The 16,980-nt window shown below is 64.3% G+C and carries 18 protein-coding genes; 7 read left to right on the forward strand and 11 right to left on the reverse strand.

Going from position 1 to position 16,980, the window contains the following annotated elements; genetic code table 11:
- Positions 1–125: 125 nt before the first annotated feature.
- Positions 126–1,232 carry a lipopolysaccharide heptosyltransferase II gene (gene waaF / locus AB7M16_RS07865; protein WP_453943562.1) on the forward strand — a complete coding sequence of 369 codons (1,107 nt, stop codon included), beginning with the start codon at positions 126–128 and terminating at the stop codon, positions 1,230–1,232.
- Between the two features lie 176 nt (positions 1,233–1,408).
- Here waaF and AB7M16_RS07870 read toward each other — a convergent pair whose 3' ends face one another.
- Complete coding sequence (locus AB7M16_RS07870) at positions 1,409–2,446, reverse strand: glycosyltransferase family 4 protein (RefSeq protein ID WP_453943563.1); 1,038 nt, start codon at positions 2,444–2,446, stop codon at positions 1,409–1,411.
- A gap of 126 nt (positions 2,447–2,572) precedes the next feature.
- Between AB7M16_RS07870 and galE the strand changes: the two genes are divergently transcribed.
- From galE to AB7M16_RS07885, 3 genes are all read left to right on the forward strand, one after another.
- Entirely contained in the window at positions 2,573–3,586 is a 1,014-nt protein-coding gene (gene galE, locus AB7M16_RS07875; RefSeq protein ID WP_172785305.1) for a UDP-glucose 4-epimerase GalE, read from the forward strand.
- 118 nt (positions 3,587–3,704) lie between these two features.
- Positions 3,705–5,507 carry an ABC transporter transmembrane domain-containing protein gene (locus AB7M16_RS07880; protein WP_439366594.1) on the forward strand — a complete coding sequence of 601 codons (1,803 nt, stop codon included), beginning with the start codon at positions 3,705–3,707 and terminating at the stop codon, positions 5,505–5,507.
- A 35-nt stretch (positions 5,508–5,542) separates the two neighbouring features.
- Positions 5,543–6,244: a fumarylacetoacetate hydrolase family protein gene (locus AB7M16_RS07885; RefSeq protein WP_212260210.1), complete on the forward strand. Its 702-nt coding sequence runs from the start codon at positions 5,543–5,545 to the stop codon at positions 6,242–6,244.
- A 127-nt stretch (positions 6,245–6,371) separates the two neighbouring features.
- Here AB7M16_RS07885 and AB7M16_RS07890 read toward each other — a convergent pair whose 3' ends face one another.
- From AB7M16_RS07890 to AB7M16_RS07905, 4 genes are all read right to left on the reverse strand, one after another.
- A complete protein-coding gene (locus AB7M16_RS07890; protein WP_453943564.1) occupies positions 6,372–6,830 on the reverse strand; it encodes a YybH family protein in 459 nt (152 codons plus the stop codon).
- Between the two features lie 13 nt (positions 6,831–6,843).
- Entirely contained in the window at positions 6,844–7,773 is a 930-nt protein-coding gene (locus AB7M16_RS07895) for an aspartyl/asparaginyl beta-hydroxylase domain-containing protein (RefSeq protein ID WP_453943565.1), read from the reverse strand.
- Positions 7,774–7,914: 141 nt separating this feature from the next.
- On the reverse strand, positions 7,915–8,070 hold the full coding sequence (locus AB7M16_RS07900; protein WP_007612486.1) for a hypothetical protein: 156 nt from the start codon (positions 8,068–8,070) through the stop codon (positions 7,915–7,917).
- A 146-nt stretch (positions 8,071–8,216) separates the two neighbouring features.
- Entirely contained in the window at positions 8,217–9,140 is a 924-nt protein-coding gene (locus AB7M16_RS07905; protein ID WP_172785311.1) for a LysR family transcriptional regulator, read from the reverse strand.
- A gap of 211 nt (positions 9,141–9,351) precedes the next feature.
- Here AB7M16_RS07905 and AB7M16_RS07910 point away from each other — a divergent pair, with 211 nt between their 5' ends.
- From AB7M16_RS07910 to AB7M16_RS07920, 3 genes are read left to right on the forward strand one after another with little or no spacing between them, the layout of a single operon-like run.
- Positions 9,352–10,062 carry an SDR family NAD(P)-dependent oxidoreductase gene (locus AB7M16_RS07910; protein ID WP_172785312.1) on the forward strand — a complete coding sequence of 237 codons (711 nt, stop codon included), beginning with the start codon at positions 9,352–9,354 and terminating at the stop codon, positions 10,060–10,062.
- 16 nt (positions 10,063–10,078) lie between these two features.
- The gene (locus AB7M16_RS07915) at positions 10,079–10,315 is read left to right on the forward strand and encodes a tautomerase family protein (protein ID WP_453943566.1); all 237 of its coding nucleotides are present in this window, start codon (positions 10,079–10,081) and stop codon (positions 10,313–10,315) included.
- 30 nt (positions 10,316–10,345) lie between these two features.
- Positions 10,346–10,576 (forward strand): YbfB/YjiJ family MFS transporter, encoded by a 231-nt coding sequence (locus AB7M16_RS07920; RefSeq protein WP_453943567.1) that lies wholly within the window; start codon positions 10,346–10,348, stop codon positions 10,574–10,576.
- A 45-nt stretch (positions 10,577–10,621) separates the two neighbouring features.
- Here the strand turns inward: AB7M16_RS07920 and AB7M16_RS07925 are convergent, their stop codons facing one another.
- From AB7M16_RS07925 to metK, 6 genes are all read right to left on the reverse strand, one after another.
- Positions 10,622–11,251 carry a phasin family protein gene (locus AB7M16_RS07925; protein ID WP_453943568.1) on the reverse strand — a complete coding sequence of 210 codons (630 nt, stop codon included), beginning with the start codon at positions 11,249–11,251 and terminating at the stop codon, positions 10,622–10,624.
- The gene (locus tag AB7M16_RS07930) at positions 11,220–11,882 is read right to left on the reverse strand and encodes a nucleotide-binding protein (RefSeq protein ID WP_439403085.1); all 663 of its coding nucleotides are present in this window, start codon (positions 11,880–11,882) and stop codon (positions 11,220–11,222) included. The genes AB7M16_RS07925 and AB7M16_RS07930 overlap by 32 nt, the downstream gene beginning before the upstream one ends.
- A 142-nt stretch (positions 11,883–12,024) precedes the next feature.
- Positions 12,025–13,491, reverse strand: a complete 1,467-nt coding sequence (locus AB7M16_RS07935; protein ID WP_453943569.1) for a flavin-containing monooxygenase — start codon at positions 13,489–13,491, stop codon at positions 12,025–12,027.
- Positions 13,492–13,539: 48 nt separating this feature from the next.
- Positions 13,540–13,959: a nuclear transport factor 2 family protein gene (locus tag AB7M16_RS07940; RefSeq protein ID WP_172785317.1), complete on the reverse strand. Its 420-nt coding sequence runs from the start codon at positions 13,957–13,959 to the stop codon at positions 13,540–13,542.
- Positions 13,960–14,127: 168 nt separating this feature from the next.
- Positions 14,128–15,549 carry an adenosylhomocysteinase gene (gene ahcY, locus AB7M16_RS07945; RefSeq protein WP_453943570.1) on the reverse strand — a complete coding sequence of 474 codons (1,422 nt, stop codon included), beginning with the start codon at positions 15,547–15,549 and terminating at the stop codon, positions 14,128–14,130.
- 199 nt (positions 15,550–15,748) lie between these two features.
- The gene (metK, locus tag AB7M16_RS07950; protein ID WP_172785319.1) at positions 15,749–16,945 is read right to left on the reverse strand and encodes a methionine adenosyltransferase; all 1,197 of its coding nucleotides are present in this window, start codon (positions 16,943–16,945) and stop codon (positions 15,749–15,751) included.
- Positions 16,946–16,980 lie beyond the last annotated feature (35 nt).

Below are 16,980 nucleotides of genomic sequence, written 5' to 3' on the forward strand. Positions count from 1 at the left end.
CTGCCGTAGCGCATGATCCGCCAAAGTGTAAGCGGTTTTGGGATTGCTCTTCTGCCGGCTTTACCTGCCGGCCCGGAGCGGCTAACCGAGCCGCCATATCGGCACGTCTTCGGTCCTAATAACCAATGAACATTGATTCGCAACTTGGTGGTGATGCAGACCGGAGCGACACGCGCCCGATCCTGATCGTTCCCTACATGTGGATCGGCGATTTCGTGCGGAACCACACCGTCGTGCGGGTCTTGAAGGAGCGCTGGCCGAACCGGCCGGTCGATCTGCTCACCACGTCCCTGTGCGCCCCGCTGGTCGATTACATGCCCGGGGTGCGCGCCGGCATCGTCTGGGACATGCCGCGCAGCCGGCTGGCCGTCGCGCGCCAGTTCGGCTTGGCCAAGCTGCTTCGGGAACGGAACTACGGCACCGCCCTGGTGCTGCCCCGGACCTGGAAGGCGGCGATCGCGCCGGCGCTGGCCGGTATTCCTGAACGAGTCGGTTTCGTCGGCGAGTTCCGGTTCGGCCTGCTGAACCGCTGGCGCTGGGGCGAGAAGAAGCTGCCCCGCTTCATCGACAAGAACGCCGCCCTCGCCCAGCCCGACGGCGCGCCCCTGCCGGCGGAATGGCCGGTGCCGCAACTGGGCGTTCCGGCCGAGGAGATCGCCCGCTGGCGCGAAGCCAATGGCCTTGGCGCCGGCGCCGCGGTGGCGCTTGCCCCAGGCTCGGTCGGCGTTTCAAAGCGCTGGACCTATTATCCCGAAGCTGCCCGCCTGCTGGTCGAGCGCGGCCTCGAGGTCTGGGTGGTCGGCGGCCCCGCCGAAAAGGGGCTTGCCCAGGAGATCGTCGCCGCCGGCGGCCCGGGGGCCGCTGCCAGCCCTGGGACCGCTCGCGGCCCTGGGGTGCGCGATCTCACCGGGACCGATCTGCGCAACGGCGTCCTCGCCATGGCCGCGGCCGGCGTTGCGATCTCCAACGATTCCGGCCTGATGCACATCGCAGCCGCCCTCGGCACGCCGACCATGGGCATCTTCGGTCCCACCAGCCCCTACCTCTGGGCCCCGCTCAACGGCCTCGCCGCGACCGTGGTGCAGGACAAGGAAGCGCTGTCCTGCCAGCCCTGCCAGAGCACGGTCTGCAAGGTGAACGACCACCGCTGCATGCGGAATATTGCAGCTAGCGAGGTGGTGGGAATTGCGCAGCGGGTGCTGAAGGAGGTGGGGGCAAGGGTGACCAGCTGAGCCGATCGGGGCTCGCGGCAATGATGACATCCTGCCACTGTTTTGCCCCACGAGATGCGATTCGAAAAATCCGCAATAGATTGAGCCCTCTCGCCAAGCCATTGATTTTGCTGAACCCGCCTACTGTGCATGGGGTTGTTTTCGCGGTTTTTGTGTCGCGGTATCAGGAGCTGTGCTCAGAGCAGCGGCCGATAGACCGCGCCGATCCGCGCCGCCTCGGCATCGAGGCTGAAGAGTTCGAGCACCCGCGCTCGCCCACGCTCGCCCATCGCGGTCGCCGCGGCCACATCGCGCATCAGCGGCTCGAGCGCCGCAGCAAGCGCGTCGGCATCACCCGTCGGGATCAGCACGCCGCTCACGCCGTCCTCTACCACAAGCTCGGCCGCGCCGGCGCGTGCGGCGACCAACGCGCTGCCCGCCGCCATCGCCTCGATCAGCGTCAGCCCAAAGCCTTCGTTGCGTGAGGTGAAGGCGTAGATCGTCAGCCGCTGGTACCAGCGCTGCACCGCTTCGATCGGCAGCTCGCCGGTGATGACGATGCGCGATTGCAGGCCGGCTGCCTCGATGCGCTTCTTCAGGTCGTTGGCGAAGGGCGTCTGCTCCGGTGTGATCTGCCCGACGATGACAGAGGTGAAATCCGGATAGCGCGGCAGCAAGCGGCACATCGCATCGACGAACACGTCGGTGCCCTTCTGCGCGCGCACGCGGCCGAAACAGCCGATGGCGTAGCGGCCCGGCAGCGCGGCTTCGGCGAAGGCGGCAGTGCGATCGCCCGGCGGGGCATAGACATCGGTGTCGACGCCATGCGGAATCACCGTCGCCTTCACCTTCAGAAACGAGGCCGAGAGATCCGATGTTGCGATGATCGCGTCCATGCGCCGGATCAGCCAGCGCGTGATCCAGCTGTGATGCCGCTGCGCTGCCGAGGTGAACACGAGCTTGAGCGGCCAGCCGAGCGCGCGCAGCACGACGCCGGCGATCATCTCGTTGTTGCGGCGTGCGTGCCAGATCAGCGGTGCCTTGCGGCGCCAGAGCTGGAGGAAATCCCCAATGCTTAGGCGCGCGATCCCTTCCGGCGCGTCGGAGCCGAACCAGGCGGCGCGGTACAGCTTTGCCAGCCGCGGCGCCACCATCCGGTTGGTCGCGGTGACGCCGGAATAGCGCCTGTGCAGATTTGGCACGATCACTTCGAGATCGCCCTGGGAATTCGCCACGTCATGCTCCGTTTCGCAAAGTCCCTATACGCAACATTAAGCATAGTGACCAGTTCAGACGCGCCGATACCCCCTCTTCACCACGCAAGCGCTAGCTTGGCGCGTTGATCGAAGACGGGTGAGATCATGACTGTGCTAGTCACCGGCGGCGCCGGCTATATCGGAAGTCACACGGTCCTGGCGCTGGCGGAGGCCGGCGAGGACGTCGTCGTGATCGACGATCTCTCCACTGGCTTCTCGGCCTATCTGCCCGAAGGCGTGCCGCTGTTCATTGGGGACGCCGGCGACGAGAACCTGCTCGAAGGCGTGATCGCCCAGCACGACATCGAGAGCATCATCCATTTCGCCGGCTCCGTGGTCGTGCCGGATTCGATGCGCGATCCGCTCGGCTATTACCGCAACAACTTCACGACCGCGCGCAACCTGCTCAACGTCGCGGTCAAGCGCGGCATCGGCCGCTTCATCTTTTCCTCGACGGCCGCCGTCTACGGCAATCCGGACCAGGTGCCCGTGTCCGAGCACGCGCCGACGCGGCCGCTGTCGCCCTACGGCTCATCGAAGCTGATGACCGAGATCATGCTGCACGACGTCGCCGCCGCCTACGGCATGCAATACGTAACCCTGCGCTATTTCAACGTCGCCGGCGCCGATCCGCAGGCGCGCATTGGCCTTGCCACCGTCGGTGCCACGCATCTGCTCAAGATCGCGGTGGAAGCCGCCACCGGCCAGCGCGCCAAGATCGACGTGTTCGGCACCGACTATCCGACCCCCGACGGCAGTTGCATCCGCGACTTCATCCACGTCACGGACCTGTCGCAGGCGCATCGCTCCGCGCTGGCCTATCTGCGCAATGGCGGCGCCTCGACCACGCTGAATTGCGGCTATGGCCGCGGCTATTCGGTGCTAGAGACCATCGATGCGGTGCGCCGGGTTTCAGGCCGCAGCTTCGCCGTGCAATACGCCCCGCGCCGGCCCGGCGACATCATGACCATGGTCGCCGACACCAGCCGCATCCGCAGCCTGCTCGACTGGCGGCCGCAATACGACGACCTCGAGACCATCGCAGCCCATGCGCTGGCCTGGGAGGACAAGCTGTTCCGCGAGCGCCACGGCGAGCTCCGCCACGCCGCCTCGGCCTAGAATCATCCCAAGCGCAAGCCCTTAATTGGGCTTGAAAAACCCGGCTTGAGCGGGCACAGAGGCCCATCGATCCCTGACGCGCGGGCAGGCTTTGTCCTGCGCCGTCAATGGACACCGGATGGCGCAGTTTCCAAAGAAAATCACCGACGATCCCTATGCGGCCATGGCCCTCGTGCGCCGGCTGATCACGGAACAGGGCATCGTCTACTGGCGGCGCTACCTCGTCGCCTTCGCTCTGATGGCCCTCGCCGCCGGTGCGACCGCTGCTGCGACCTACGTCCTCGGCCAGGTCATCAACCAGGCCTATGTCGACAAGAACATCCCGGGCATCGCGATGTTCTCAGGAATCACGGTCGCCCTGCTGTTCATCAAGGGCGTGGCGACCTACGGCCACATGGTGATCCTGACCAAGATCAGCAACGCGATCCTCGCCACCAACCAGCGTCAGCTGTTCGCCAAGCTGATGCGCGAAAACGTCGGCTTCTTCTCCGAGCGGCACTCGTCCGAGTTCCTGGCGCGGCTGACCGCCGGCGCCAAGTCGATCACGGACGTGCTCAACATGCTGGTCAACGCCATCGGGCGCGACCTCTTGATGCTGCTCGCCATGATCGGCGTGATGGTCTGGCAGGACCCGCTGATGTCGTTCATCGGCCTCGTCGCAGTGCCACCGGCGATGCTGGTGCTGCGCAAGCTGGTCAAGCGCATCAAGGGCCTCGCCTTCAACCAGTTCACCGGCACTGCCGACATCATGGAGACCATGCAGGAATCGCTGCAGGGCATCCGCACCGTCAAGGCGTTCACGCTCGAAGAGACCATGCAGAGGCGCATCGACGAGAACATCGCGGTCGTCGAGCGCAACGCCAACAAGATGGCCCGCGTCGCCAACCGCTCCAACCCGCTGATGGAGATGCTGGGCGGCTTCGCGGTCGCCGGCTGCCTGATGTATGGCGGCTACGCCGTGGTCGCGCTCAACGCCACGCCCGGCGCGTTCTTCTCGTTCATGACCGCGTTCCTGATGGCGACCGAGCCGGCCAAGCGGCTCGCCCGCCTCAACATCGATCTCAACAGCCAGCTGGTCGGCGCCCGCATGCTGCTCGAGGTCGTCGACAGCCCCGCGAGCGAGCAGTCCGACGATGACAAGCCGGCGCTGAAGCTGACAGATGCCCGCATCGAGCTGCGCGACGTCAGCTTCTCCTATCGCTCGGGCGAGACCGTGCTCAACCGCATGAGCTTCGTCGCCGAGCCCGGCAAGGTGACTGCGCTGGTCGGCCCTTCCGGCGGCGGCAAGTCGACCGTGCTGGGGCTGCTCCTGCGCTTCTACGAGGTGACGCAAGGCGACATCGTGATCGACGGCCAGTCGATCTCGTCGGTCTCACGCAAATCGCTGCGCGCCCAGACCGCCTATGTCGGCCAGGACGTCTATCTGTTCCGCGACACGATCCGCAACAACATCGCCTTCGGAAAGCCGGGCGCCAGCGAGAACGAGATCGTTGAGGCGGCGAAGGCAGCCTGCGCGCATGACTTCATCATGGGCTTCCCGCTCGGCTACGACACGCCGGTCGGCGAGCACGGCACCCAGCTCTCGGGCGGACAGCGCCAGCGCATTGCGGTCGCGCGCGCGCTGCTCAAGAACGCGCCGATCATCCTCTTGGACGAAGCCACCGCCGCGCTCGATTCCGAATCCGAGCGGCAGGTACAGGAGGCGATCGAGCATCTGTGCCAGAACCGCACCACCATCGTGATCGCGCACCGCCTGCACACCATCATGCACGCGGACAGCATTCTGGTCGTCGAAGGCGGCGAGATCGTCGAGCAGGGCCGGCATGATGAGCTGCTCCGCCGCGGCGGCCGTTACGCCTCGTTCTTCCGCCTGCAACATCACGACGCCGGCGCTCTGGCGCCGATCAGCGCAACCGCATAGAGTTCGTTCCACCTCAAGACCAGCGAGACCGCTCCATGAACGCCGCCTCCTACGTCATCCCGCTTCCGCCCCAGGCTTCGCTTCCCGTCGTCGGCGAGAGCGGCCGTTATCCGGTTCGCCGCATCTGGTGCGTCGGCCGCAACTATCTCGAGCACATCCGCGAGATGGGCAATGACGAGCGCGCCCCGCCGTTCTTCTTCGCCAAGCACGCCGACATGCTGGTGCCCGACGGCGCCACCATTCCCTATCCGCCGCTGACCAAGGATCTGCATCACGAGGTCGAGCTCATCGTCGCGATGAAGAGCGGTGGGCTGAACATTGCCGCCGACAAGGCGCTGGACCACGTCTACGGCTACGCCGTCGGCATCGACCTCACCCGCCGCGACCTCCAGATCGCCTCGCGCAAGAAGGAGCGCCCGTGGGAGATCGGCAAGTCGTTCGACTATTCGGCGCCCTGCTCCGCGCTGCAGCCGGCCTCGAAGATCGGCCATCCCTCCCAGGGCAAGATCTGGCTGACGGTCAACGGCAAGGAAGCGCAGAAGGGCGACCTCACCGAATTGATCTGGAACGTGCCGGAGATCATCTGGCAGCTCTCCCAGCAGGTGAAGCTCGCCGCCGGCGACATCATCATGACCGGCACGCCCGCCGGCGTGTCGCAGCTGCAGCCCGGCGACAAGCTCGAATGCGGTGTCGACGGCGTCGGCACGCTGAAGGTGAGCATCGGCCAGCCGGAGTAGGGCCTCGATATTGTGGGGTGGATTAGCGAAAGCGTAATCCACCACTACAGACGCACGACAGCAAAGAACGTCAATTGTTGCTCGCGCCTATTGGTGGATTACGCTTCGCTAATCCACCCTACGGGAGCTACCAGGCCTTCACCGGCCGATTGGCATGGCTTACCTGCGGTACACCGCGATTGAGCGACATGTGCGAATGCACGCACAGCCAGCCATCGCCATTTTTCGAAAACACCATCGTCGCGCGGCCGGGGCGCGCAAACGTGCTGCCATCGGGATGATAGCCCGTGCTCGTCCACGGCGCGATCACGGTTGCCATCATGCCGTCCGGTGATACCAGAACGGACGTCTGATCGAGGACGAAGCGGAAGTCGGTCGTCTTCGGCCAGACGTTGTCCCATTGCGTCTTGACCCATTGATCGAGGCCGGGGATGACGTCGTTATGGGTACCGAAGGCGAGCACGTCGGGATGGAAGAGCGGCCGCGCCGAGGCGTAGTCGACCTCGCGGACATAGCCCGCGAAGGTCTCCAGCCACTCGCGGAAGAGCTGCGTGATCTCTGCGTTCGCGGTCGGCAAGCAACTCATCGCGACGCGCCGATCACCTGATCGCCGACATCACGATGAGGCCGAGAATCAGCGCCGTCAGCGAGTATTTCAGCGTGTAGTAGACGTTGCGGTTCCACTCCTTCACCTTGCGGCTGGCGAGGTGGATCTCGTAGAGCTTGCCGAACACCTTGTTGAGCACGCCGACATTCTCACCGTCGACGTTCTGGGTCGCCGACGCCTTGACGATGTGATGGCTGACCCAGCGGTTAATCGCGGTCACGAAGCCGTACTTCATCGGGCGCTCGACGTCGCAGAACAGGATGATGCGGTTGACGTCGGTCGCATTCTCGGCGCTGTGGATGAAGGTCTCGTCGAACATGAAGGCTTCGCCGTCGCGCCAGACGCATTCGACACCGTCGACGAGGATCCGGCACTTGTTCGAGTTCGGCGTGACCAGGCCGAGGTGATAGCGCAGCGAGCCCGCGAAGGGATCACGATGCGCCCCTAACTTGCCGCCTGGCGGCAGCATCGCGAACATGGCGCCATGCACGCTCGGGATCGATTTGAGCAGCTCCACCGTCTTCGGGCACAGCGTGTTGGCCGACGGCAGGAAGTCGTCGTACCATTTCAGGTAAAATCGCTTCCAGCCGCTCTTGAAGAACGAGTAGAAGCCCCAATCGTTGTTCTTCGCCGCCGCGCGGATGAAGCCTTCGTCGAACAGGCGCACGGCCTCGTCGCGGATGGTCTCCCAGTTATCGCTGAGGGGTTTGAGCTCCGGAAACTGATCGACCGAGATCACCGGCTTGTTCGGCACTGCCGAGCCGGCGTACATCAGCACGTTGTAGGGCGCGAGATAGGTCGAGTGGTCGCCGAGCTGGCGCGCGAAGCGCAGCCGCTGCTTGCCGCGGAAGTGAACGTAAATCGTCGAGGCGGCCAGCACGTACAAAATGACGAGCTGCGGCGCAAAAAGCTGTTTCAACATTTCCCCAATCCCAAGTGATCCAGCCGGGGTGTCGTGTAGCCCGACCGGGACTGAGCGGCAAGATATTCGCCGGTGGGTTGCAATCACGCCGGAGAGAGCAAGGGGACGCAATTAGGGTCAAACTGGCCGAAACGAGCCGAATCAGGCCCGCGACAGCGCCTGCAGGCCCTTGAAGGTCAGGCGCTTGGGGTCGGTGACGCCGGCGAGGTAGAGCCGGCGGATGAAGGCGATGACGGCGTCGCGGTCGCAATCGGTCAGCGCGACGACGGCGTCGACCGCTATTCTCTGGGCTTCCATTGGGCTCACCTCGGCCTTGCGAGTAACCCCGGCCGAGACAGGCTAGGACTCATCCGTTAAATCGGCGTTAACCGTTGTGGAAGCGTCGCCGATTCAGCCGCCCCGCCGTATACGCAAAACAACGCATTGCGCAGGCGTGAAGCGGCTCAGCGCGCCTTGATGCTCTGCTTCAGCAGCGCGAACTGCTTCTTCAGCCGGGGCACGGCGAAGTCGGTGAAGGCGCGCACCTTGGGCACCGAAAGCCGGCCCTGCGGACAGATCAGATGCGCAGGCATCTCCGGATCCTTGTCGCCGGCAAGCAGGATCTCGAGCTCGCCGCGCGCGACCTGCTCGGCCACCTGGTACGAATACATCCGCGCCACGCCGCGCCCGGCCACAGTGGAGGCCACTGCCGCATAGGTGCTGTTGACGACGAGCCGCGGGGTGAACTGCACGGTGCGCGGCGCCGACGAGCCCGCCTGCGGCGCAAAGGTCCAGGAATTCGGCAGGTGCGCCATCGCGACGATCTGGTGCTTGGCGAGATCACCCAGCTCAGTGATGCGCGGATGCTGTTTCAGGTAACGGGGAGCGGCCACCACAACGCGACTGATCCCGCCGACCCGCATCGCCACCATCGCCGAGTCCGCCAGCGGACCGATGCGAAGCGCGATATCGACGCCTTCCTCGATCAGATTGACCGCACGGTCGAACAGCAGGAGTTTTGCCGACACGGTCGGATAGGCGTCGAGAAACGCGTCGAGGATCGGCCGCAGCACCATCTCTCCCGAGACCACCGGAGCGGTGATCGTGAGCAGACCACGCGGTGCCGTGCGCGGTCCGGCCGCGATGTCCTCGGCTTCCTCCAGCTCGGTGAGCACGCGGCGGCAGACCGCGACATAGCGCTCGCCCTCCTCGCTCAGCTTGATCGAGCGTGTCGTTCGGTGCAGCAGCTCGGCGCCGACCCGCTCTTCCAGAAAGGCGATGGCACGGCTGACGGCTGCCGGCGAGCGGCCGAGCTTACGGCCCGCGGCAGCGAGGCTCCCCTCGTCCACCGCAAGGACGAACACCTTCATCGCGTCCAGACGATCCATGCGCTCGCCGCAGCCCCTGAGATTTCGGCTGAAAGCTAGGCGTTTGCGTCGGCTGCGACAACCTCCGCAAGGATCGATCCGGCATTCGTTCGCGCTGCGAAAGAGTGTCTGCCGGGCAGCGGATATTCGCAAGTAAGCCGCCGCAGCGTACCTCAACGCCCAAGCCAGCCGCCGCTGGCGCAGGTTTTCAAGCCAACAACAGGACTCCGTCATGGGTATCGAGCAGAAGGTCGCCATCATCACCGGTGCATCGCAGGGTATCGGCGCCGCCCTGGTTCAGGGCTTTCGCGATCGCAACTACCGCGTCGTCGCAACGGCGCGCTCCGTCAAACCGTCGAGCGACGAAGACGTCCTCGCCATTGCCGGCGACATCGCCGACCGAGCCACCGCCGAGCGCGTGGTCTCGCAGGCCGTCGCCCGCTTCGGCCGCGTCGACACGCTGGTCAATAATGCCGGCATCTTCGTCGCGAAGCCGTTCACGCAGTACACGGCCGAAGACTATGCGGCCGTGATGGGCACCAACGTCGCCGGCTTCTTCCACATCACCCAGCTCGCCATCGCCGAGATGGAGAAGCAAGGGTCCGGCCATGTCGTCCAGATCACGACCACACTGGTCGATCAGGCCAACTCGAACGTGCCGTCTGTGCTGGCCTCGCTGAGCAAGGGCGGGCTGAACGCCGCGACCAAGTCGCTCGCGATCGAATATGCCAGGCGCGGCATTCGCGTGAACGCGGTGTCGCCCGGGATCATCAAGTCGCCGATGCACGCCGTCGCGACGCATGCGCAGTACGGCGCGATGCATCCCGTGGGCCACATGGGCGAGATGTCCGACATCGTCGATGCCGTGCTCTATCTCGAGGGCGCCTCCTTCGTCACCGGCGAGATCCTGCATGTCGACGGCGGCCAGAGCGCCGGCCACTGAGAGGAGGAGAACGACAATGCCCATCGTCACCATTCAAGTGACCCGCGAGGGAACGACGCCGGGTTCGGCGTCAGTTACTGCGGAGGAGAAGGCGGCGCTGATCAAGGGCTCGAGCGAGCTCCTGCGCGACGTTCTCGGCAAACCGCTCGAGGCCACCTTCGTCGTGATCGAGGAGGTCGACACCGACAATTGGGGCTGGGGCGGCCTGCCCGTGCAGGAATTCCGGCGCCGCCGCACCACCCAGACAGGATGATCCGAGCGCCGTTGCGCGCTGGAGGATGACATGACCAACGCAAGTACCAAGCAACTTCTGGAGACCCGGCTGCATCCGCAGCCGGGATCAACGTCGCAGGCAACCTGGCGATATGCGGTGGCGGGCCTGTCCGCATCGCTGGTCGGACTCGGCCTTGCCCGCTTTTCCTACACGCCGCTGACCCCCGACCTGATCGCGGCGAAATGGTTCACGGCGGCGGCGGTGGTGCTGGCACTGGCAATCGATCTCGGCCGCCCCTGATCGTCCCCCGCAGATCCTGAGCGCAATGATGGCAGGCGAGCGGCATCACCTGGCACTGGGCTTTGTCATGCTTTGAGCAAGCGACCTCAGCAACTCGGTTTGCCTCAGGACCAACTCACATTGCTTTCGCGCATGCGTGCCCGACAGCTCAACCAACTCCGCCAGCGTTCTTGCACGGCCTAGCTCCCGCGCATACTCCAAGGTCGCGCCCGCATTGATCTTCATCAGTTCGAGCACGACGGTGCGACACTCGGCTGCCGTTCCAATCGCGTCGATGAGATCGCTTTCCGCGACGACGGTTCCATTGGCCTCTGAACTCACACTGGCCAGCCGTGACTTTGCGAGGTCGTTGGCGTAGTCGAGCGTAGCGCTCATGCCGTCCAAGGCGCGGGCTTGATACTCCTTGGCCATGTCCACGATGAGATCAGTGGTGGTCCTGCTCGGAGGTTCAGGTCTTGCAACGATGACGCTGGCCGCCTCTTGTACCGAAACAGTCATCGGAGCAGGCGCTTCTTGCGCGATCAGCGGCGCTTCCTGGGGGAAGACGGCGACTGGGCCCGGCGGCATGGCCAAGCCCTCGTCGACCGCACGGCTCACTTCCGCCGCCAGTTCCAGCAGCGAGCGACGCCCGGTGCGTCCAACGTCAGCAGGCAGCTTTGAGCGCGCCTTTCCCATAATCGTCCGACTCCTCGGCCAAGTGCGCCGCGATCCAACCCCACAAACATACAATTTCGCCCGAAGCTTTGCCCGCAGGCGCGAACTCCGTCACGCCCAACCCTGCTCCGAGCGCATCCTGGTGATCGTTACGCTGCGCAATAAACGGGAGCGCAAGCATGCCGAGCGAGCTTAGCGATGTGGCAGCTTCGCTCAGCCGGCACCCCCGCGTCGGCGTCTGATTGAGGATGAAGGCAAATCGGCGGTTGAGCCTGCGAATGGCGATCAGTGTAGGAATTGCGGCTTCGATATCGGCCGGGCTTGGGCGCGCCGGGATGAGACAGAGATCCGCGCAGGCGATGACGCGCAGCGCCAGACTGTTGGTCGTGGCAGCTGTGTCGATGATGGCAAGCCAGACGCCTTCGGCCTTCAGGCGGGTGATCAACGGATCGATCTCGGCAGGATCCGTAACGCGCTCGACGCGGGGATAGGGATGATCGCGGCGCTCTTTCCATTTCGAGATCGTACCTTGCGCGTCCGCCTCAATGAGAGCGACGCGCTCAGCGCGCTGCATTGCTGCCACCGCCAGTCCAACGGACAGCGTACTCTTGCCGCTTCCGCCTTTTTGCGTGACCAGGGCAAGGACGTGCATGTCCCGCGCTCCCCTTAAGACGGCAACGACGCGGAACTCAGACGTTGTCGGAAATAAACTTCTTGCAGCGCAAAAATACTACCGCAAGTCGCGATTCGTCTCAAGCGAACGCGAGGCTATCGCGGCATCCTACTTAGCAAGTTCAGGAATACTGCATCACGCCGTCGTCGATCCGGCCGAAGCGCAAGGAGACGATGTCGAGCGCGTAGTTCTGGTGGAGGCGCCACGGCCGCTTCGAGCCCTGCTTCGGCATTTTGGCGATCGAGCGCTGCACGTAGCCTGAGGTGAAATCGAGCGAAGGCTGCGCGGTGATGGTGGAATCGTCATTGTGCGGCATGCACTGGCGGAAATTGTGCCGGTCCATGTAGTTGATGAGGCGGCAGACATATTCGCAGGTGAGGTCGCATTTCAGCGTCCAGGACGCGTTGGTGTAGCCGAAGGCGGAGGCCATGTTCGGCACATCGGCATACATCATGCCCTTGTAGGTCAGCGTGTTGGCGAAATCGACGGAGCGGCCGTCGACGCTGACCTCGAGGCCGCCGACGACCTGGAGCACAAGCCCGGTCGCCGTCACGATGATGTCGGCGGCGAGCTCGCGGCCGTCCTTCAGGCGGATGCCCTCATGCGTGAAGGTGTCGATCTCGCTGGTGACGACGCTGGCGCGCTGCTCGCGGATCGCCTTGAAGAGGTCGCCGTCGGGCACCAGGCACAGCCGCTGATCCCAGGGATTGTAGCGCGGCGTGAAATGGGTCGCGACGTCGTAGTCCGGGCCGAGCGCCATCTGCACGCCTTTGAGGATGAGGTCCTTCACCTTCGCCGGCCGGCGCCGGCTGAGCTGGAAGAAGAACATCCCCCACATCACGTTGCGCCAGCGGATCAGGTGATAGGCAAGCTGCGCCGGCAGATTGCGGCGCAGCTTGTTGGCCACGGGATCCTGCGCCGGCCGCGACACCACATAGGTCGGCGAACGCTGCAACATGGTGACCTGCGCCGCCTTCTTGGCGAGCTCCGGCACCAGCGTCACCGCTGTCGCACCCGAGCCGATCACGACGACACACTTGCCCGCGTAGTCGATGTCCTCGGTCCATTTCTGCGGATGCACGATGCGGCCGGCGAAATCAGCGGCACCCTTGAACTCCGGCGTGTAGCCCGCCTCGTATTTGTAATAGCCCGAGCACAGAAACAGGAAATTGCAGGTGAAGCACACCAGCTCGGCCGCGCCCTCGCCCGTGATGCGCTCGGCCTCGACGGTCCACCGCGCATCCGGCGTCGACCACGCCGCACGCTTGACACGGTGGTGGAAGCGGATGTGCTTGTCGATGCCGTTCTCGCTGGCAGTCTCGCGCACATAGTTCAGGATCTGGGGCCCGTCGGCGATCGCCTTCGGATCGGTCCACGGCTTGAACGAATAGCCGAGCGTGAACATGTCGCTGTCCGAGCGGATGCCTGGATAGCGAAACAGGTCCCAGGTGCCGCCGATGCAGTCGCGTCCCTCGAGGATGACGTAGCTCTTGCCCGGACACTTGGTCTGCAGATGATAGCCGGCACCGATACCGGACAGGCCGGCACCGACGATCAGCACGTCGAAATGTTCTTTGGTTTCGGCCATGGCGTTTCTCCTGTCACAGGATGGCAGCGCCGCGCCAAATTGCAACCGTCAGGTCGCTGCAGCGACCACACACGCCGTATCGAAATACTCGTAGAACTCAACGGCTTTACCGTCCTTGAACCGCCAGTAATCGATCTTCGGCGTCTCGGCGGTCTTGCCCGTCTTCTTGTTGGTCCAGGCCGTCGAGCCGCGTGCGACGACTGCGTCTCCTTGCGCGATATACTCGTCGATCGTGTAGTGCTGCATGGTCCATTCGGAAAGCAGCCGGTCGAAGTATTCGCGCAATTCCTTGCTGTCGCGATACTGCTTGGCGAAATCGAGCGGCGCGACACCCCGCGGCACCGATGCAAAATTGACGTTCGGGGCGACGACGGCGTCAAACCAGTGATCGACGCTGCCCCCACGACTTTCATGCCAGAGCCGATACGCCTCTTTCAGGATGTGGACATTCGCGGCTTCATTGGACATCGCATTCCTCCATAATGCTTTCGGTATCTGACAATACGCGTACGGAAATGGCCGCCCGCTGCAAAAGTGGCAGGCTTGTTTTGGCTCTACCTGAAGGGTATCAGACAGACGGATAATAAAAAAGGCCCCGGATTGCTCCGGGGCCTTTTATCGCAAATGCGTGCGATCTCAGTACCGGTAATGGTCCGACTTGTACGGACCTTCCTGCTTCACGCCGATATAGTCCGCCTGGTCCTTGCGCAGCTCGGTGAGCTTGACGCCGATCTTGGAGAGGTGCAGGCGGGCGACCTTCTCGTCGAGGGTCTTGGGCAGCACGTAGACCTTCTTCTCGTACTTGCCGTCCTTGTTGTTGGCGAACAGCTCGATCTGCGCCAGCGTCTGGTTGGTGAAGGACGCCGACATCACGAAGGACGGATGGCCCATCGCGTTGCCGAGGTTCACGAGGCGGCCTTCCGACAGCAGGATGATGCGGTGCTTGTCGGGGAATTCGATCTCGTCGACCTGCGGCTTGATGTTGGTCCACTTCAGATTGCGCAGAGACGCAATCTGGATCTCGTTGTCGAAGTGGCCAATGTTGCAGACGATGGCGCGATCCTTCATCGCGCGCATGTGCTCGATGGTGATGATGTCCTTGTTGCCGGTGGCGGTGACGAAGATGTCGGCGCGCGGCGCGGCGTCTTCCATGGTCACGACCTCGTAGCCTTCCATCGCCGCCTGCAGCGCGCAGATCGGATCGACTTCCGACACCATGACGCGGCAGCCGGCCTGGCGCAGCGAGGCGGCCGAGCCCTTGCCGACGTCGCCGAAGCCGGCGACCATCGCGACCTTGCCCGACAGCATCACGTCGGTGCCGCGGCGGATGCCGTCGACCAGCGATTCACGGCAGCCATAGAGGTTGTCGAACTTCGACTTGGTGACGCTGTCGTTGACGTTGATGGCCGGCCACAGCAGCGTGCCTGCCTTCTGCATGTCGTAGAGGCGATGCACGCCCGTCGTGGTCTCCTCGGACACGCCCTTGATGCTGTTGGCGATCCCGGCGAAGTAGCCCTTCGGCTTTTCCTTGAGCTGCTTCTTCAGAAGCGCGAAGAAGACTTCCTCTTCCTCGGAGCCGGGCTTGTCGAGGAAGGCGGTGTCGCCGTTCTCGGCGCGCAGACCGAGATGGACATACATGGTGGCGTCGCCGCCGTCGTCGAGGATCATGTTCGGATGACCGCCGCCGTGCCAGTCGAACAGCTTTGCGGTGTAGTCCCAGTAATCCTTCAGCGTCTCACCCTTGACGGCGAAGACGGGAATGCCGGCGGCGGCGATCGCAGCGGCAGCATGATCCTGCGTCGAATAGATGTTGCAGGAGACCCAGCGGATGTCGGCGCCGAGCGCGGCGAGCGTCTCGATCAGCACGCCGGTCTGGATCGTCATGTGCAGCGAGCCGGCGATGCGCGCGCCCTTCAGCGGCTGCTTCGGGCCGTACTCCTCGCGGGTGGCCATCAGGCCGGGCATCTCGGTCTCGGCCAGCGAGAGCTCCTTGCGGCCGAAATCGGCGAGCGAAATGTCCTTGACGATGTAATCGGTGAAGCCGGGCTTCGCGTTCATGTCTGTTTCCTAGTCAGTGAGGGCTGGCGTGTCAGTACCAAAGCAAGCTGAACGCTATGTGGCACCATTCTCCCTCTCCCCGTTCTTACGGGGAGAGGGCTGGGGTGAGGGGCTCTATCCAAGCACCGAGCTTGCGGAGAGTCCCCTCACCCGCCGCTTCGCGGCGACCTCTCCCCGCAAGCGGGGCGAGGTAAGGGCGCTAGAGCGCGCGCTTGAGCTGCTCGACGAGGTCGGTCTTCTCCCAGGAGAAGCCGCCCTCGTTATCGGGCGTGCGGCCGAAATGGCCGTAGGCCGAGGTGCGCGCGTAGATCGGCCGGTTGAGATCGAGATGGGTCCGGATGCCGCGCGGGGTGAGGTCCATCGCCTTGGCAGCGGCCTTCTCGAGTTGGTCTTCCGAAACCTTACCGGTGCCGTGGGTGTCGATGTAGATCGACAGCGGACGCGCCACGCCGATGGCGTAGGCAAGCTGCAGGGTGCAGCGGTCGGCAAGACCGGCGGCAACGATGTTCTTGGCGACGTAGCGCGCGGCATAGGCCGCCGAGCGGTCGACCTTGGTCGGATCCTTGCCGGAGAACGCGCCGCCGCCGTGCGGGGCCGCGCCGCCATAGGTGTCGACGATGATCTTGCGGCCGGTCAGGCCGGAATCGCCGTCGGGACCGCCGATGTAGAACTTGCCGGTCGGGTTGATGTGCCAGATCGTCTTCGGGGTGATCCAGTCCTTCGGCAGCGCCTCGCGCACATAGGGCTCGACGATCTCGCGGACCTGGTTCGAGGTGAGGTCCGGGACCAGATGCTGGTGCGAGACCACGATCTCGCGCACGCCGACCGGCTTGCCGTTCTCGTACTGCACGGTGACCTGGCTCTTGGAGTCCGGACCCAGCACCTTCTCCTTGCCGGAGTGACGGGCTTCGGAGATCAGGCGCAGGATCTTGTGGGCGTAGAAGATCGGCGCCGGCATCAGATCGGGAGTCTCGTTGGTGGCGTAGCCGAACATGATGCCCTGGTCGCCCGCGCCTTCTTCCTTGACCTCGCCCGGCTGCAGCGCGTCGACGCCCTGGGCAATGTCGGCCGACTGCGGATGCAGGAGGATCTCGATGTCGCAGGTCTTCCAGTGGAAGCCTTCCTGCTCGTAGCCGATGTCCTTGATCGCGCCGCGCACGACGCTCTCGATCTGCTCGTTGGTCACCGACTTCGGGCCGCGGGTCTCACCGGCGATCACCACCTTGTTGGTGGTCGCGAGCGTCTCGCAGGCGGCGCGGATCTGCCAGGGGTCGATGCCCGCCTTCGGCCCTTCACGGTAGAACAGGTCGACGATCTCATCGGAGATCCGGTCACAGACCTTGTCCGGATGGCCCTCGGACACGGACTCGCTGGTGAAGAGATAGGACGCGCGCATCAGTAACCCCTTGTTCCGCCGCTAGCCGGCGGGCG

The sequence above is a fragment of the Bradyrhizobium sp. USDA 372 genome (assembly GCF_053629095.1).

Bases quoted from the DNA above. Each gene is read 5' to 3' on its own strand.
- waaF (WP_453943562.1), top strand. From the start codon at position 126: ATGAACATTGATTCGCAACTTGGTGGTGATGCAGACCGGAGCGACACG.
- galE (WP_172785305.1), top strand. From the start codon at position 2,573: ATGACTGTGCTAGTCACCGGCGGCGCCGGCTATATCGGAAGTCACACG.
- AB7M16_RS07880 (WP_439366594.1), top strand. From the start codon at position 3,705: ATGGCGCAGTTTCCAAAGAAAATCACCGACGATCCCTATGCGGCCATG.
- AB7M16_RS07885 (WP_212260210.1), top strand. From the start codon at position 5,543: ATGAACGCCGCCTCCTACGTCATCCCGCTTCCGCCCCAGGCTTCGCTT.
- AB7M16_RS07890 (WP_453943564.1), bottom strand. From the start codon at position 6,830: ATGAGTTGCTTGCCGACCGCGAACGCAGAGATCACGCAGCTCTTCCGC.
- AB7M16_RS07895 (WP_453943565.1), bottom strand. From the start codon at position 7,773: ATGTTGAAACAGCTTTTTGCGCCGCAGCTCGTCATTTTGTACGTGCTG.
- AB7M16_RS07900 (WP_007612486.1), bottom strand. From the start codon at position 8,070: ATGGAAGCCCAGAGAATAGCGGTCGACGCCGTCGTCGCGCTGACCGAT.
- AB7M16_RS07905 (WP_172785311.1), bottom strand. From the start codon at position 9,140: ATGGATCGTCTGGACGCGATGAAGGTGTTCGTCCTTGCGGTGGACGAG.
- AB7M16_RS07910 (WP_172785312.1), top strand. From the start codon at position 9,352: ATGGGTATCGAGCAGAAGGTCGCCATCATCACCGGTGCATCGCAGGGT.
- AB7M16_RS07915 (WP_453943566.1), top strand. From the start codon at position 10,079: ATGCCCATCGTCACCATTCAAGTGACCCGCGAGGGAACGACGCCGGGT.
- AB7M16_RS07920 (WP_453943567.1), top strand. From the start codon at position 10,346: ATGACCAACGCAAGTACCAAGCAACTTCTGGAGACCCGGCTGCATCCG.
- AB7M16_RS07925 (WP_453943568.1), bottom strand. From the start codon at position 11,251: ATGGGAAAGGCGCGCTCAAAGCTGCCTGCTGACGTTGGACGCACCGGG.
- AB7M16_RS07930 (WP_439403085.1), bottom strand. From the start codon at position 11,882: ATGCACGTCCTTGCCCTGGTCACGCAAAAAGGCGGAAGCGGCAAGAGT.
- AB7M16_RS07935 (WP_453943569.1), bottom strand. From the start codon at position 13,491: ATGGCCGAAACCAAAGAACATTTCGACGTGCTGATCGTCGGTGCCGGC.
- AB7M16_RS07940 (WP_172785317.1), bottom strand. From the start codon at position 13,959: ATGTCCAATGAAGCCGCGAATGTCCACATCCTGAAAGAGGCGTATCGG.
- ahcY (WP_453943570.1), bottom strand. From the start codon at position 15,549: ATGAACGCGAAGCCCGGCTTCACCGATTACATCGTCAAGGACATTTCG.
- metK (WP_172785319.1), bottom strand. From the start codon at position 16,945: ATGCGCGCGTCCTATCTCTTCACCAGCGAGTCCGTGTCCGAGGGCCAT.